This is a genomic window from Chryseobacterium sp. BGARF1, from assembly GCF_001677955.1.
Lineage (GTDB): Bacteria > Bacteroidota > Bacteroidia > Flavobacteriales > Weeksellaceae > Chryseobacterium.
Map to the genome: position 1 here is coordinate 47,885 of NZ_LELA01000108.1, position 15,092 is coordinate 62,976.

Consider the following 15,092-nt stretch of genomic DNA (forward strand, 5'->3'; position numbering starts at 1 on the left):
TAAATTAAATGATGAGATGATAAATCAAAAAATCCCTACGCTGGAATTACCCAGATCAGGTGTGGAAAATTTTCCCGGGTATCATCTCAGCCGCAATTTGCAGCACCCCATTGATCGTGCAAAATTGATGTTTTTAAATGACATTAAAAAATATTTGGTCTTTTTTATTACAAAAGAGGCAAAAGAAACAACTGAGATTAGAAATCTGTTTGAAAATAATTTTCTCACTGATTTCGCAAATTTGCAGATGAGAAATATTAAAAAAATGTCTAATTAACTTAAATGCGGGTTAAGTGATAGCTACTAATTCTTAATTCGTTGTTTGTTTAACGCAAAGTTTGATTTTCTCAAATCTCATTTTAAGGAGCAAAGATGAATCAATAAATTGATTTTTATTAAGCAGTCGCTTTATTCAATCTTCATCAGCGACTTTGTCGCAATTCTTTGCTCCTTAAAATAATAATCTTAAAAATTAAAATCTTTGCGTAGAAGATGTTGTTGAATTTCTTATTCTGAACTCAGGTTAATTAGATAAATCTGAGAAATTAAAAGGAAAAACTGAAAATAGGTTTCACTAAATACAAAAGATAATATTTAAAGAAATTCAATCAATCTATTTTCATACCCGTTTACAAACGGATATTTCGTACCTTTAAATCTCAAATAAATTTATTGTGAAAAAAACTTTCAAAAGAACGCTCAGAGTTTCAAAATATGTCATTTATAAAGAAACACTTGTTGATTATAAAGAACATTTCTGGTCATTTCTGGGTGCGTTTTTCGGAATTGGATTGATCGCTTTTCTGCAGTCTCAATATCTATTCAAACAAGAGAATATCTTTTTAATAGGTTCATTCGGAGCCTCTTGTGTATTGATTTACGGAGCCATTCAAAGTCCGCTCGCTCAGCCGAGAAATCTTGTCGGTGGACATGTAATTTCAGCATTGATCGGAGTTACCGTTTTTAAAATTGTTCCCGATGTTATCTGGCTTTCTGCACCACTTGCTGTTGCTTTTTCAATTGTTGCCATGCAATACACAAAAACGCTTCATCCACCCGGTGGAGCAACGGCGTTAATTGCTGTAAGCTCAACGGGGAAAATTCCTGAACTGGGATATTGGTATGTACTTTCTCCGGTTCTTTCGGGCTGCTTAATTTTACTTGTGGTGGCTTTGGTTTTTAATAATATGACCAAACACAGAAGTTATCCCAACAGCACAAAATGGAAGCGACTTTTAAATAAAAGACACAAACATCAACTGAAAAAATAATCATCATGGAATGTATAGAATGCGGCGAAAAAATCATTGGAAGATCCGACAAAAAATTCTGCAACGATTCTTGTAGAAACGCTTATAACAATAATCAAAATAAAGATTCGAGCAACTTGATGCGGAATGTAAATAATAAGCTCCGTAAAAACTACCGCATTCTGAGTGAGATCAATATTGAAGGAAAAACAAAAATTGCAAAGTCAAAATTAGATGGCTTAGGTTTTGATTTTAATTATCTCACCAATATAAAAGTGTATAAAAACGGTTCGGAATACAAGTTTGTGTACGACCAAGGTTATAAAATACTGGAAGAAGATTATGTTCTTATTGTAAAAAATTAATCTAAAAAAGCATAATGAAAGAAATTGTATTAATCACCGGTGCAAGCGGAGCCATTGCAAAAGCACTTTCAAAAAAAATTGAAAAAGACTTTGCTGTACGGTTTTTAACCCGAAAAAAGAAAGCCGAAAACGAATTTGAATGGAATCTGGAAAATAATACAATAGATGAACGAGCATTTGAAAACATAAGCCATATCATTCATCTTGCAGGAGCCAATATTTCTGAAAAACGCTGGACAGAAGACAGAAAAAAAGAATTGATTTCTAGTCGTGTAGATTCTGCTAAATTGATCTTAAATACACTTAAAAAGAAAAATTTAAAGCTAAGATCTTTTATTTCAGCTTCCGGAATTAATTTTTACGGAACAAAAACTACAGATAAAATTTTCATTGAAAACGATGCTCCCGGAAATGACTTTCTAAGTGAAGTTGTTATGGTTTGGGAAAAAGCTGCTGATGAATTTAAAAGACAAAATGTAGCAGAACGAGTAGTAAAAATAAGAACTGCTGTTGTTTTATCTAAAAATGAAGGCGCTTTGGCAAAAATGATGACTCCGATACAATTTGGAGTTGGGTCGCCACTTGGAAGTGGAAAACAATATATGCCGTGGATTCATATTGATGATATTTGTTCGATCTATGAATTTGCTTTAAAAAATCCTGAAATTGAAGGCTCTTACAATGCTTCAGCGCCACAACATACAACGAATGAAAATTTGACAAAGTTAATTGCGAAGGTTTTAAACAAGCCCTTGTTGATGCCGAATGTTCCATCATTTATTTTAAAATTGATATTTGGTGAATTGGCAGACGCTTTGCTGGAAGGTTCTAGAGCTTCTTCAGAAAAAATAATGAAAGCTGGTTTTGAATTTCAGTTTCCTGATTTGAAAATGGCTTTAGAAGATTTGCTGAAAAAATAATGCCGTGATTAATTTTTTAAACGCAAAGGACGAAAAGATTTATTAATTACTAACTGTTTTTAAGTTCGCAAAACAAAGTTTCGCCGATTCAAGTAAAAAATTAATTATATAATTGAGGCAAAGGCGTTTCACTTAACAAAGAACACAGAGTTTTTTAATAAAAATTATCATTAAAATAAAAAGATATACAATATAGAATGCAAGAGACGAATGTAAGTATCGAGAAAACAGAAATCTTATCTGATAACTGGTACACTTTAAAAAAAGTAACCTTCAATATAAAAAAAGAAAACGGACACACCGAAACTCAAAGCCGGGAAGCTTATGACAGAGGAAACGGAGCCGTTATTTTATTGTACAATACACATACTAAAAATGTAATTTTAACTAGACAATTCCGTCTTCCAACGTATATCAACGGAAATCCAGACGGAATGTTGATTGAAGCTTGTGCCGGACTTTTAGACAACGATAATCCCGAAGATTGTATTAAAAGAGAAACTGAAGAAGAAACGGGTTATAAAATTTCGAAAGTAGAAAAAATATTTGAAGCTTATATGTCGCCCGGTTCGGTAACAGAAATTTTACACTTTTTTATTGCTGAATATTCTGATGATATGAAAATAAACGAAGGTGGCGGATTGGAAGAGGAAGGCGAAAACATCGAAGTTTTACAGCTTCAGTTTGATGACACCCTTTCTATGATTGATAATGGCGAAATAAAAGATGCCAAAACCATTATGCTTTTACAGCATCTTCGTCTGAAAAATATTCTGTAAATATTTAAATCCAAAAATCTAAAGTATTATGAAATTTATATTCACAATTGGTCTTTCACTATTGCTTTCTTCCAATTTTTTTGCCCAGAAAAATGAAAAATTGACCACGAAAGATGCTGCCATCGTTGAGCATTTTAAAACCGATTATAAAAAGAAAAATTATAAAAAATTTGCAGGTAAAATTCTTGTAAAAGATAATCTGATACAGTTTGATAATAAAACAGTTTATTATGATAAAGGCGATAAGATCACGGCTACAATTCTGAAAGAAGGCCTGATCTATCCGCAGCTTTTAACCGATTATCAAATGCAGAAATTCCTGGATGAGTCGACCGATAAAACACAGAAAAGGTTTTTGAAACTTCAGAAAGATCCAAAAGCTTCTTTTGATGTGAATAATATCAAGCTGAGCAACACTTCTGAACTGACTTTTTTTAACTCAAACATAAAAACAAAGAGATTTAAAGTTTCACTAAAAGACATTCGATTAAACACAACCTCAACCTATCTTTTTGAATTGATGAATGATAAAGCTACAAAAGACATTTCTTTGGAAGAATTTATTAAAGGGGCAAAACTGACGTATATTGATACTGAATAGATCAAACAAATTGTAAAAAAATGAAACAAAAATTTATTTTAATCATTTTAATTTCAAGTTTTAATTTATTTTCAAGTCAAGAAAAGTTTGATTATTTTGATATCCCTTTAGAAATGAAGAGTAGAGAAAGTTATGGAAATGTAAAATGCGACAGTTTATATTACACAAAAGATATTGATGGTGAATCAATTGATCAAGCTATAGAAATTTTAACGAAAACAAATAAGTTCGAAAAAGATCATGGTAAGAAGAATTACTTATCTATTTCTAGATCTGAGCGGGAATACCTTATTTCAGAACTAAATAAGTTAAAGACTTTTGTATGGAACGATCATTTGTTTCCAAATTCTAAAGCTTTATATTTTAAAGATCTGATCATCGGTCATGGTTTGATACAATATTTTCCAACCAAAGAAGAACAATTGATGTGCTCAATTGTTTATAGTTTTTCGAAACCAATCTATTTTAGAAATAATAAATATGCACTACTTTTTTATGCTGAAACTTATGAAGATCATCAGTCGATAAGCTTCAATATCTATGATGTAAATTCAGTTAGAATCCCTACCGAAGAACTTGCATCCATCTATCACACGAATCGTAATTTGAAATAATTTATTCAAACATAAATTTATCATTTTGCTATATTGATATAGAATAAACCAAATAACCTCAATGAAAAACATCTTTACTCTAAGAACCCTAATTTTACTGAGCTTTCTATTGTTTTGCCTTCCCTTTTTACGCACCTGTTCAAACTCATCTATTGAAAAATTGGATCCCGTAATTTCAGAAGTTTTACCTGAAAATAACGTATCTAAAGCTAGCAACGAAAAACTTTTGCAAAAAACGCTTGATGAACGAAAAGAAAATATTGAGGAAAGTAAAGAAAAATTCACTTATAGCTTTTATGGATTACTAGATCTAGGTTTTGTAAATAAGGATACAAAATCAGATTCTTCGGTATTTTATGATCAATCATTTTATGCCTTGTTAAGTCTTTTGTTTATTTTTATTTCAACAATTTGCATGCTTGTTTTTTCCTTTTTTAAACGAATCCAACTTATTAAGATTTTAGGAATTTTGAATATATTATTTTTGATAACCTCAATGATTCTCTTTTATAGTTCTGACATTCTTGAAGATTTTAATCAGCTTAAAGTTGGATTTTATTTAGTGCTTATCAACACCGTTTTAATTATTTTTTCGGCTTTTAAAATTGAAAAAACACAAAAATTGATCAAATAAGAATGAAAACATATTTCGCAATTTTATTATGTTCATTAACTTTAGTTCGTTGCACTAAAGAATCCGAGAAAGCATCATCAATTCAAAGTTCTAAACCAGAAAATGTAAATATTGATGTGAAAATTTCAGATCCAGAAATTGATTACTTAGAATTCAAACCAGACAGTATTTCTAATGTGAAGATAAAAGGATTTGAGGTGATAAGCTCTTATTCTTACGATCAGACCAAATTTGTTACAGGATATTATAATCCTGTAGACGGCAAAACAGTTGCTCCCGATACAGAAAAAGATAACGGACAAAGACTTTTGGTGTTGAATAATAAAAATGAGATCATTTTTAAAGGACAAGGTGGCGGAGATACATATCTGTACCAATCTCATTTTTACAAGAACAAGTCTGACAACAAAATACTCATCGTCTGTCAATTAGCTTTTGAATATTTTTTTGGTGGCGAAGTTTTTCTGCTTGAAAACAATTCTGTAAAATACGTTGGAAATATTGACTTAGAACCTTTTGATATGGAAACTTCAATGACTGATGTTCTCAAAATTCACGAAAATAAAAATGCCATTCATTTTAAGTTTGATTCTGATTCTCTTTTGCTAAAACCCGGAAATGAAGACATTAAGATTAAAAATAATGATACTGAATATATTTATTAAAAGGGAGTTTTAAAATTTAAAAAATGAAAATAAACAACATTGACCATCTTGTCTTAACCGTTGCAAACATTGATAAAACGATAGATTTCTACACCAACATTTTAGGTTTTGAAGTTGTAACATTTGGAGATAGCAGAAAAGCACTGACCTTCGGAAATCAGAAAATAAACCTTCATCAAAAAGGAAAAGAATTTGAACCTAAAGCTGAATATCCAACCTCAGGTTCAGCAGATTTATGCTTTATTGCAGAAACCAATATTGAGGATGTTTTAGAAGAACTACAACAGAAAAATATAGAGATCATCGAAGGAATTGTAGAAAGAACTGGAGCGACTGGAAAGATTAAATCGGTTTATTTCAGAGATCCTGATTTGAATTTGATAGAGGTGAGTAATTATCTATAATTTACTTCTCATTTTACCTTAAAAATTAACCTTCTCACACTTTCTCATCCTGAAAGAATCTAGAAATAAGAATGAAAGAATTCATGCTTAGATTCCTAAAGGAATGACAAACATGCTTCAGAAAAATTTCTAAATACTCACTCCATGAATATTCTTCACTTCCGCCATCACAAAAGTACTGTGTGTACTTCCGATAGAATCTACAGAACCCAATTTATTAAAAACAAAATCCTGATAATGCTTCATATCTCTTACCTGAACTTTGAGTAAGAAATCAAAATCGCCTGAAATATTATAACATTCTGCCACCTCATCAATCTTCAGAATATCTTCCACAAACTGATTTCCTACAGAACGGTCATGAATTTTGAGTTTAATTTGGCAGAAAACGGTGAATCCACGATTAAGTTTTTCAGCTTCCAAAACGGCTGCATAATGCTTGATATACCCTTCCTGTTCCAGTCTTTTCATCCGTTCAAAAACAGGTGACGCAGAAAGGTTTACTTCTTTGGCTAACTCTTTTACGGTCAGTTTTGCGTTTTTTTGTAGGATTCTTAATAGCTGTAAATCCTTTTCATCAAGTCTTTCCACAGAATAATATTCTTTTTTAGATTACAAATTTCAAATTTAAAGAATAAATTTCTTTTATAATTAAAATAAAAAGAACAGTATCCTTTATTTTTAAATTAAAACCAATCAATTCACTTTAACACTATCTTTACCAAAGAAATTGTTCTTTCACATACTTCATCAAGCGGAAAAGGTTTTACGTAAAGTAAATTAATAGGGAATCGTGTGAGAATCACGAACTGTCGCGCAACTGTAAGTAACACACCAAAAGTTTTTGTCCGAGAATATCCACTGTGAAAACGGGAAGGATGACAAAAACCGTTACAAGTCAGGAGACCTGCCTATTCCGAATGGTCAATGCTCTCGCGAATTGGAGTTTTTGGATCAGTAGATGATACTTTTGAATATATTTTGGTTTAAAATTTCAAATTAATATTGTTTTTTTAAACGCAAAGATTTTTTATGATGACTTCTTATTTTTAAGGAACAAAGAATAGCGATGAATCGCTGATGAAGCTTATTGTTAACGTTAGCTTCATAAAATCAATTTATTGATTAACTCTTTGCTTTCTTAATATATAAAGAATATTGAATTAAAACTTTGCGTCAAAAAATAAAAAAGTTTAAGCCAATTCTTTTTATTAAAGGAATAAATTACGTCATTATTGTATCTACTCTATTCCTTAAAATTTCTTTCTAAGACAGCATTGCGAAGCATTCAAAAAGAACTTTACAACTATTGTTTAATTAAAAAGTTTAAAAGAAAATGCAAACGCACATTCTTGGCTATCCGCGTATTGGTAGCAACAGAGAACTCAAAAAAGCCTGCGAGCAATATTGGTCAGGCAAAACTGTTTTAGACGAATTATTAGAAGTCGGAAAAACCATCACTCAAAACAACTGGAAACTGCAGCAGGAAGCAGGAATTGACCTTATTCCATGCAATGATTTTTCATATTATGATCAGGTTTTGGATATGACTTTGACGGTCGGAGCCATTCCGGAACGTTATCAGGAAATTGCCTTAAGAAAATCTGAAACCGATCTTTATTTTGCGATGGCAAGAGGTTTTCAGAAAGATGGATTGGATATTACCGCAATGGAAATGACGAAATGGTTTGATACCAATTATCACTACATCGTTCCTGAATTTCAGAAAAATCAGGAGTTTAAGTTATTTTCCAATAAAATCATTCAGGAATTCATCAGCGCAAAACAATCAGGAATCAATGCAAAACCTGTAATCATCGGTTTATTGACTTATTTATTATTAGGAAAAGGGAAAGAAGAAGGTTTTGATAAATTAGATTTAGCTAAAAACTTGCTTCCAGTTTATATTCAAATTTTAAAAGAACTAGAAAATCATGGTGCGGAATATATTCAGTTTGATGAGCCGTTTTTAGCTTTAGATTTAACTGAAAAAGAGAAAGAAACTTATCAGTTTATTTATGCGGAAATCAGAAAACAATTCCCGAAACTTAAATTTATTGTGGCTACTTATTTTGAAGGATTAAAAGACAATATTTCTTTGGCAACTTCCCTTCCGATCGATGTTTTGCATGTTGATTTGGTTCGTTGTCCTGAACAATTGGATGAAGTTTTAAATACAATTCCGGAAACTTTAAGTTTATCTTTAGGAATTGTCGACGGAAGAAATATCTGGAAAAATGATTTCAGTCAGTCTTTAAAATTCATAAAAAAAGCAATCGAAAAAATTGGTTCTGAAAGAGTTTTCATCGCTCCGTCTTGTTCATTACTCCACTCTCCTTTCGACCTTGATTCTGAGAAAAATGCAGATATTTTATCTCCGGAAATCAAACAATGGATGGCTTTTGCAAAACAAAAAGTTGTTGAGATTGTTAATTTAAAAAAATTAGCTTCAGAAAATCCGGATTATAATACTTTACAGGAATTAGCTGAAAACAAAAAGGCAATTGAAAACCGTAAAACCTCAATATTAATTCATAATCAGGATATAAAAAATCGTGTTGATATAACGACTGAAGAAGATGCGCAAAGAAATTCGCCGTTCAATGTCAGGAAAGAAACTCAGCAAAAAGTGTTGAATCTACCTTTATTTCCGACGACAACAATTGGTTCATTTCCGCAAACGAAAGAAGTGAGAAACTGGCGTTCAAAATTCAAAAAAGGAGAATTAAATGCCGAACAATACGACACTTTATTGAAACAGGAAACCGAAAGAACGATTCGCTGGCAGGAAGAAATCGGAATCGATGTTTTGGTTCACGGAGAATTTGAGCGAAACGATATGGTAGAATATTTTGGGGAACAATTGGCCGGATTTGCATTCACTCAAAATGGATGGGTTCAAAGTTACGGAAGCCGTTGCGTGAAGCCGCCTGTGATTTTTGGAGATGTTCACAGACCAAATCCGATGACGGTTTATTGGTCGGAATATGCACAATCTTTAACTCAAAAATGGGTAAAAGGAATGTTGACGGGTCCTGTGACAATTCTTCAATGGTCTTTCGTTCGTGACGACCAACCTCGTTCGACGACTTGCAAACAAATTGCTTTGGCGATTCGTGATGAGGTCAATGATTTGGAAAAAGCGGGAATCAGAATTATCCAGATTGATGAACCGGCAATTCGTGAAGGTCTTCCGTTGAGAAAATCCGACTGGCAAAATTATCTAAAATGGGCTGTTGAAGCTTTTAGAATTTCGGCAAGCGGTGTGGAAGATGCGACACAAATTCATACGCACATGTGTTACTCTGAATTTAATGACATCATCCAAAATATCGCCGATATGGATGCTGACGTAATTACTATAGAATGCTCTAGAAGCCAGATGGAATTGTTGAATGCTTTTGCAGATTTCAAATATCCAAACGAGATTGGTCCAGGAGTTTATGATATTCACTCACCGAGAGTTCCATCCAAAGAGGAAATGGTGGAATTGCTGAAAAAAGCACAAGCCGTAATTCCTGCACAGCAACTTTGGGTAAATCCTGATTGTGGTTTAAAAACCCGTCATTGGGATGAAACGGAAAAAGCATTGATTGCGATGGTGGAAGCTTCAAAAGAAGCGGCTGAAACTTTTGAAAATGAAAGAAATTTAGTTCAATAAATTATTTAGGCAGGAGTTGTAATGCTCCTGCTTTTTTAAAATTATTTCATTTTGATAACTACTTTTCCTTTCGCACGACCACTTTCTACATATTTTACCGCTTCATTTGTATTTTGGAAAGGAAAAACTTTATCAATTACAGGTTTTATTTTTCCGGATTCTATCACTTTTGTAATTTCTGCTAATTGCTTTCCATTGGCTTTCATGAAAAGAAATGAATAATTAACATTTTGTTTTTTAGCTATTTTTCTGACTTTACTACTCAATAATTTAGTAACAAATTTGACATACCATGGCAGATTAAATTCTTCTGCAAAAACTGGAGTCGGCGGTCCGGAAATCGAGATAATTTTACCCTGAGACTTTACTATTTCAAAAGATTTTTCAAGTGTTTTAGAATCTTGACTGTTTAATACCACATCATAATCGATTAATACATCTTCAAAATTTTGTTTTTTATAATCAATCAGTACATCTGCACCGAGATTTTTCAAAAAATCAAAACTTTTTTCACTGGCAGTTGTTGCTACCGTTGCACCGAGATGTTTTGCCAACTGAATTGCAAAAGTTCCCACTCCACCGGAGCCTGCCTGAATAAAAACTTTCTGGCCTTTTTGAACCTTCGATTTTTCGACTAACGCCTGCCAAGCCGTTAAACCAACCAAAGGAATTGAGGCCGCTTCTTCCATCGTCAAATTGTTAGGTTTTAAGGCAACATCTTTTTCATTGATAGAAATAAATTCGGCAAAAGTTCCTATATGAAAATCTGATGGTCTTGCATAAATCTCGTCTCCAACTTTGAAGTTCTTAACTCTGGAACCTACTTTTATAATCACTCCGGCAACATCGTGACCTAAAATAAGTGGCATTTTGTAAGGTAAAATCAGTTTAAATTCTCCGCTTTTTATTTTTGAATCTAAAAGATTAACACTCGCCGCATAAATTTCGACTAAAACCTCATCTTCTCTCACAATCGGTTCGGGCATATCTGCAAGCTTGAGCTCACTGTTTTTCTTGTAACGACTGATGCTAAATGCTTTCATAATTTCAATTTTTATTTAAGATACTGCTCTGATTTCTTAGGATTTACCAATCCAAATGTTAATTTAGGGAAAAACCTGTTGAGAAAGTATACCAATTTTGTATCTCCCACTCGAATTATATAATTATCATTCTTTAAGCCGAAAATCAAACCTTTTACCAACTCTTCCGTTGTCATTTTTTTGTCTGTTCTGGAAACTGTCATTTCAGTATCAACGACTGGAGGAAGCAGCTCAAATATTTTTACTTTACTATTGATAATCCGCAGATGTTCTCGGAGCGATTTTGTGTAAAATGCCAATGCCGTTTTAGAAGCAGAATATGTTGCTTCCAGAAGTGACGGAACGTAGCTTAGAATTGAGGTTGTATTGATAATTGCACCTTCTTTTCTTGAAGTAAGCATTTCGAGAAAAAGATTATTTAATCGAATTACGCCGAGATAATTGACTTCCATTTCGTAAACCGCATTTTCAAAATGTTTTTCGTTTGGAACCCCTAAGTTAATTGCCGGAACACCAACTCCTGCATTATTGTATAGAATATCAATTCCACCTATTTCTAAGACTTTATTAAAAAGCAACGCTGCATCTTCAGCTACAGAAACATCGCTTTTTACAGTAATAAGAGCTGGAAATTGTTTTTTTGCTGTATCAAGTTTAACTTGATTTCTACCTGTAATAATAACTTTGGCTCCAATCTCTAAAAACTGTTTAGCAGCTTCCAATCCAATTCCGGAAGCTCCGCCTGTTATCAGAATTGTTTTTCCTTTTAATTCCATGTTACAATATTTTAAAAGTTAAAATTCTCTGTTGGTACATTTTTATCGCATTATTTCAACCACAAAAGTCATAGAAAAATAGTTTGGCTCATTAAAGTTCAAAAAAGGAAAATGTTATAAACAGTGGCTTTTTTGCTCTTAAGTGTTTTCCAGACTTTTCTTTGTGCCTTTTGTGGTTAAATTTTATTTGAGAACTTTTCTTATCCCGAATTAAACTAAATCTTTTGCAAAAAACTGTTTAGAATCTCCTACCGGAACATCAAACTGATTTTTTTTGAGTGCTAAAAACAATTCGTCAGCAACTTCAGAAGGAGGAATTCCGTTGGCTCCACCTATTTCTGCTGAGAAATCTGTGTTTACCAATGGTGGATAGACTTCATAAATCTGAACATTCTGTTGCTCTTCGTAAGTTTGTCTCAAAGCAAGTGTGTAGCTATGTAACGCTGCTTTTGTTGCACCATAAGTCGGCAACATTTTGTGGCTTCCAAAAACTGCAATTGATGAAATATTGATTACCGCTGCTTCCGTTTTTTGGATTAAATGAGGAAGCAAAAGTTCTGTGAAATGAATGACGCTGAAATAATTGGTGTTCATTTCAATCGCTGCTTTTTCATGTGCGTTTTGAGTTTCGTTTAGTAAATAGGCAAATGCTGCTCCTGCATTGTTGATGATGATGTTAACTTCCGGATGATTGTTTTTTAAATCTTCTGCAATGCGTACTCTGTCAGCTTCTACAGAAAGGTCACCTTGAATAGCTATAGCGTTATTCAGTTGCTGCAATGCATTCTGAAGACGTTCTTCATTTCTTCCGTTGATGATGATTTTATTGCCTTCTGCATTGAGTTTTTTTGCGATGGCTAAACCAATTCCAGCACTTCCGCCGCTGATGAATATTGTATTACCTGTTGTTTTCATTTTTTTGTTTTGTTTAAATGTTGTGTATTGTTGTTAAGGTCGAATTTGCGACAGGGATTGCAGCGACATCCTTTTGTGAAACAAAAGATATAGCGGAAAGCCCGTTCGTTCGCCCAAGTTATTTTAGTTGTTAAGAGTCGGATAATCGGTATAGCCCTTTTCTCCAGGCGTATAAAAAGTTGCCTGATCGGGTTGATTGAGTGGTGCATCGCTCTTGAAACGCTCTACCAAATCGGGATTGGCAATAAAAGGAGTGCCGAAAGAAACCAAATCTGCATAGCCATCTTGTAATACTTTTGTGGCAGTTTTTTTGTTGAAACCACGGTTGATAATGATGGTTCCGTTGTAGATTTTTCGAAAATGTTTTGCGACTTCCTGGATGGCATAAGAATTATCTGAAACATCTGTAAAAGGCTCTATTAAATGCAAATATGCCAAATCGTACTCGTTGAGACGAGTGACGATGTAATTGTAAAGTTCAATGGTTTCATCGTCGACTAAAATCCCCATAATGCCGTTGAGCGAAGGATTTAAACGAAGTGCCACTTTTTGTAAATCTGCGATTTCTTTGATGGCATCCAGAATTTCGAAAAGAATTCTTGCTCTGTTTTCTACTGAACCACCATATTCGTCGTTGCGGAGATTGGAATTTTTTCAAAAAAATGTTGAAGCAAATAACCGTTTGCACCATGAAGCTCTACTCCATCAAAGCCAGCCTCGAAAGCATTAAGAGCCGCCTGTTTGAAATCATTTACGGTTTGTTTGATATCTTCTGTAGTCATTGGCTGAGGCTCTTCACTTGTCTGAAAACCTTGAGCTGTAAAAACCTGTTGTTGAGGATTGACGTTTGACGGAGCCATAGGTTTTTTACCATTATGCAAATTCGGATGAGAATAAGCGCCTGTATGCCAAAGCTGTGCGAAAATCTTTCCGCCTTCTTTGTGAACTGCTTCTGTGGTGAGTTTCCAACCTTCGATTTGTTCTGGGCTATAGATTGCGGGAACATTGATTACACCGACCGCTTCGGGACTGATGAAAGTACCTTCTGTAATAATTAAACCTGCAGTAGCTCTTTGTTGATAATACTTTGCAGTTAGTTCGGTTGCTTTATTCTCCCGATTATCTGAACGGCTTCTGGTCATGGGAGCCATTACAATACGGTTTTTAAAATCTAAGTTTTTGCTCTTGTAAGCATCAAAAAGAATGTTTTCCATTGTATTTTAAATTTAATTCGGTAAATTTGCTTGCGTTTTGCAAGTACAAATCTACAAATCACTTTCAAAATGCAAGTAATTTTATTTAATTATTTAAAAATAATTTTATGTCCAATTCAAAAAAGAGATCAGATTGCCCTATCAGCAGCTCATTAGACGTATGGGGTGACAAATGGTCGTTGTTGATTGTGAGAGATTTAATGTTTGCAAAACAGTGTACTTACGGAGAATTTCTAAAATCTGACGAAAAAATAGCGACAAATATTTTAGCTTCACGTCTTTTGATGCTTGAAGAAAATGGCATCATCAGCAAACAAGATCATCCTGATAGTAAAGCTAAAGTTTTATATAAACTTACCGAAAAAGGCATTGATCTACTACCGCTATTGATAGAAATTAATCTTTGGGCAGAAAAATATTCTGAAATCCCTGAAATCCAAAAGATGATTTTGAATGAGGTGAAAAAGGATAAAGCGGGGTTTATTGAGGAGAAAATTGAGGAATTGAAGAGAGAGGTTTTGTGACTGATGGGGTCTTGTTAAAAAATATATATTTGAAAAAAATGCTATGACTTCTGAAGAATTCGTAAAAAATTTCTATTTAGAAAAACAAAATATTCTCAAATCAAGTTTTGATAATCAAACAGAATATAGAAGTCTTGTTTCAAATAAAATTGAAGAATTAAATTTAAATGAGATCGAAACTGAAAAATTTAAAAAAATCATTTCTTATCTTTTAGATGATACCTTTTATACAATTTTGCTTGGTTTGGATGGTTCGGCAAGTATTGGAGATTCACAAGAATCCCTTAAAATTTATGATGAAGAAGACAATCTAATTTCTGAAGGTGGAGATTTAGAAGGTTATGCTTATGAATATTTTCATGAGAATAAATTAGAAACTGACAATTCAAAATGTGATTTTATAGCTAAAATTCATTTAAAAAAAGAAAGTGAAGGAGGGAGAAAAAATTATGTAAAAAGTGATTATAGATGTCAATTGGTTTTCAACTTTGATGATTACAAAACTTCTGCTCGTCAAATTTATATTGGGACAAATTATGCTTTCCCTGGAGATATAGTGAATGCAGAAATAGATATCCTATCTCAAACATATTTTCATGGAAAAATAAAAGTAGGAATGGGTTTCAAGCTATATGAAAATTTACAATTAATTGCTACCGGAAAAATTATTAAAGTTGTTAATGAAAAACTAATAAAAGTTTAATTTAGTATTATTAAACTTTCTCAA

The 15,092-nt window shown here is 32.9% G+C and carries 18 protein-coding genes and 2 riboswitches; of the genes, 12 read left to right on the forward strand and 6 right to left on the reverse strand.

Features of this window, described 5'->3' with window-relative positions; all coding sequences use genetic code 11:
• Window positions 1-15: 15 nt before the first annotated feature.
• Window positions 16-120, reverse strand: a riboswitch (TPP riboswitch).
• Between the two features lie 554 nt (window positions 121-674).
• The 9 genes from AB671_RS19190 to AB671_RS19230 all read left to right on the forward strand — a co-directional run bounded on the left by AB671_RS19190 (window position 675) and on the right by AB671_RS19230 (window position 6,232).
• Window positions 675-1,271 carry an HPP family protein gene (locus tag AB671_RS19190; protein WP_066679171.1) on the forward strand — a complete coding sequence of 199 codons (597 nt, stop codon included), beginning with the start codon at window positions 675-677 and terminating at the stop codon, window positions 1,269-1,271.
• Window positions 1,272-1,273: 2 nt separating this feature from the next.
• Window positions 1,274-1,615 (forward strand): DUF2116 family Zn-ribbon domain-containing protein, encoded by a 342-nt coding sequence (locus tag AB671_RS19195; RefSeq protein WP_175623159.1) that lies wholly within the window; start codon window positions 1,274-1,276, stop codon window positions 1,613-1,615.
• A gap of 14 nt (window positions 1,616-1,629) precedes the next feature.
• A complete protein-coding gene (locus AB671_RS19200) occupies window positions 1,630-2,535 on the forward strand; it encodes a TIGR01777 family oxidoreductase (protein WP_066679167.1) in 906 nt (301 codons plus the stop codon).
• A gap of 197 nt (window positions 2,536-2,732) precedes the next feature.
• Window positions 2,733-3,314, forward strand: coding sequence for a GDP-mannose pyrophosphatase NudK (gene nudK, locus AB671_RS19205; RefSeq protein WP_066679166.1), 582 nt, complete (start codon window positions 2,733-2,735; stop codon window positions 3,312-3,314).
• A 28-nt stretch (window positions 3,315-3,342) separates the two neighbouring features.
• A complete protein-coding gene (locus tag AB671_RS19210) occupies window positions 3,343-3,915 on the forward strand; it encodes a hypothetical protein (RefSeq protein ID WP_066679163.1) in 573 nt (190 codons plus the stop codon).
• Between the two features lie 20 nt (window positions 3,916-3,935).
• Window positions 3,936-4,529, forward strand: coding sequence for a hypothetical protein (locus AB671_RS19215; protein ID WP_066679158.1), 594 nt, complete (start codon window positions 3,936-3,938; stop codon window positions 4,527-4,529).
• Window positions 4,530-4,590: 61 nt separating this feature from the next.
• Entirely contained in the window at window positions 4,591-5,163 is a 573-nt protein-coding gene (locus AB671_RS19220; protein ID WP_157444262.1) for a hypothetical protein, read from the forward strand.
• 2 nt (window positions 5,164-5,165) lie between these two features.
• Window positions 5,166-5,828: a hypothetical protein gene (locus AB671_RS19225; RefSeq protein WP_066679156.1), complete on the forward strand. Its 663-nt coding sequence runs from the start codon at window positions 5,166-5,168 to the stop codon at window positions 5,826-5,828.
• Window positions 5,829-5,851: 23 nt separating this feature from the next.
• Entirely contained in the window at window positions 5,852-6,232 is a 381-nt protein-coding gene (locus AB671_RS19230) for a VOC family protein (RefSeq protein WP_066679155.1), read from the forward strand.
• 129 nt (window positions 6,233-6,361) lie between these two features.
• On the opposite strand, the gene AB671_RS19235 is transcribed toward AB671_RS19230, so the two are convergent.
• Window positions 6,362-6,823: an Lrp/AsnC family transcriptional regulator gene (locus AB671_RS19235; RefSeq protein WP_066679153.1), complete on the reverse strand. Its 462-nt coding sequence runs from the start codon at window positions 6,821-6,823 to the stop codon at window positions 6,362-6,364.
• A gap of 153 nt (window positions 6,824-6,976) precedes the next feature.
• Window positions 6,977-7,162: riboswitch (cobalamin riboswitch) on the forward strand.
• Between the two features lie 406 nt (window positions 7,163-7,568).
• Between AB671_RS19235 and metE the strand changes: the two genes are divergently transcribed.
• A complete protein-coding gene (gene metE, locus AB671_RS19240) occupies window positions 7,569-9,893 on the forward strand; it encodes a 5-methyltetrahydropteroyltriglutamate--homocysteine S-methyltransferase (RefSeq protein WP_066679152.1) in 2,325 nt (774 codons plus the stop codon).
• A 41-nt stretch (window positions 9,894-9,934) separates the two neighbouring features.
• On the opposite strand, the gene AB671_RS19245 is transcribed toward metE, so the two are convergent.
• The 5 genes from AB671_RS19245 to AB671_RS23015 form a co-directional block, all read right to left on the reverse strand.
• Window positions 9,935-10,936 (reverse strand): NADP-dependent oxidoreductase, encoded by a 1,002-nt coding sequence (locus tag AB671_RS19245; RefSeq protein WP_066679151.1) that lies wholly within the window; start codon window positions 10,934-10,936, stop codon window positions 9,935-9,937.
• An 11-nt stretch (window positions 10,937-10,947) separates the two neighbouring features.
• Window positions 10,948-11,712: an SDR family oxidoreductase gene (locus tag AB671_RS19250; protein ID WP_066679149.1), complete on the reverse strand. Its 765-nt coding sequence runs from the start codon at window positions 11,710-11,712 to the stop codon at window positions 10,948-10,950.
• Between the two features lie 210 nt (window positions 11,713-11,922).
• Window positions 11,923-12,627 carry an SDR family oxidoreductase gene (locus AB671_RS19255; protein WP_066679147.1) on the reverse strand — a complete coding sequence of 235 codons (705 nt, stop codon included), beginning with the start codon at window positions 12,625-12,627 and terminating at the stop codon, window positions 11,923-11,925.
• Window positions 12,628-12,750: 123 nt separating this feature from the next.
• A complete protein-coding gene (locus AB671_RS23010) occupies window positions 12,751-13,224 on the reverse strand; it encodes a hypothetical protein (protein WP_317040133.1) in 474 nt (157 codons plus the stop codon).
• 14 nt (window positions 13,225-13,238) lie between these two features.
• A complete protein-coding gene (locus tag AB671_RS23015; RefSeq protein ID WP_317040131.1) occupies window positions 13,239-13,841 on the reverse strand; it encodes a hypothetical protein in 603 nt (200 codons plus the stop codon).
• 107 nt (window positions 13,842-13,948) lie between these two features.
• Between AB671_RS23015 and AB671_RS19265 the strand changes: the two genes are divergently transcribed.
• On the forward strand, window positions 13,949-14,365 hold the full coding sequence (locus tag AB671_RS19265) for a winged helix-turn-helix transcriptional regulator (RefSeq protein WP_066679143.1): 417 nt from the start codon (window positions 13,949-13,951) through the stop codon (window positions 14,363-14,365).
• Between the two features lie 43 nt (window positions 14,366-14,408).
• A complete protein-coding gene (locus AB671_RS23020) occupies window positions 14,409-15,068 on the forward strand; it encodes a hypothetical protein (RefSeq protein WP_066679141.1) in 660 nt (219 codons plus the stop codon).
• The last annotated feature ends 24 nt before the right edge of the window (window positions 15,069-15,092 follow it).

Bases quoted from the DNA above. Each gene is read 5' to 3' on its own strand.
- AB671_RS19200 (WP_066679167.1), top strand. From the start codon at position 1,630: ATGAAAGAAATTGTATTAATCACCGGTGCAAGCGGAGCCATTGCAAAA.
- nudK (WP_066679166.1), top strand. From the start codon at position 2,733: ATGCAAGAGACGAATGTAAGTATCGAGAAAACAGAAATCTTATCTGAT.
- AB671_RS19210 (WP_066679163.1), top strand. From the start codon at position 3,343: ATGAAATTTATATTCACAATTGGTCTTTCACTATTGCTTTCTTCCAAT.
- AB671_RS19215 (WP_066679158.1), top strand. From the start codon at position 3,936: ATGAAACAAAAATTTATTTTAATCATTTTAATTTCAAGTTTTAATTTA.
- AB671_RS19220 (WP_157444262.1), top strand. From the start codon at position 4,591: ATGAAAAACATCTTTACTCTAAGAACCCTAATTTTACTGAGCTTTCTA.
- AB671_RS19225 (WP_066679156.1), top strand. From the start codon at position 5,166: ATGAAAACATATTTCGCAATTTTATTATGTTCATTAACTTTAGTTCGT.
- AB671_RS19230 (WP_066679155.1), top strand. From the start codon at position 5,852: ATGAAAATAAACAACATTGACCATCTTGTCTTAACCGTTGCAAACATT.
- metE (WP_066679152.1), top strand. From the start codon at position 7,569: ATGCAAACGCACATTCTTGGCTATCCGCGTATTGGTAGCAACAGAGAA.
- AB671_RS19245 (WP_066679151.1), bottom strand. From the start codon at position 10,936: ATGAAAGCATTTAGCATCAGTCGTTACAAGAAAAACAGTGAGCTCAAG.
- AB671_RS19250 (WP_066679149.1), bottom strand. From the start codon at position 11,712: ATGGAATTAAAAGGAAAAACAATTCTGATAACAGGCGGAGCTTCCGGA.
- AB671_RS19255 (WP_066679147.1), bottom strand. From the start codon at position 12,627: ATGAAAACAACAGGTAATACAATATTCATCAGCGGCGGAAGTGCTGGA.
- AB671_RS23015 (WP_317040131.1), bottom strand. From the start codon at position 13,841: ATGGAAAACATTCTTTTTGATGCTTACAAGAGCAAAAACTTAGATTTT.
- AB671_RS19265 (WP_066679143.1), top strand. From the start codon at position 13,949: ATGTCCAATTCAAAAAAGAGATCAGATTGCCCTATCAGCAGCTCATTA.
- AB671_RS23020 (WP_066679141.1), top strand. From the start codon at position 14,409: ATGACTTCTGAAGAATTCGTAAAAAATTTCTATTTAGAAAAACAAAAT.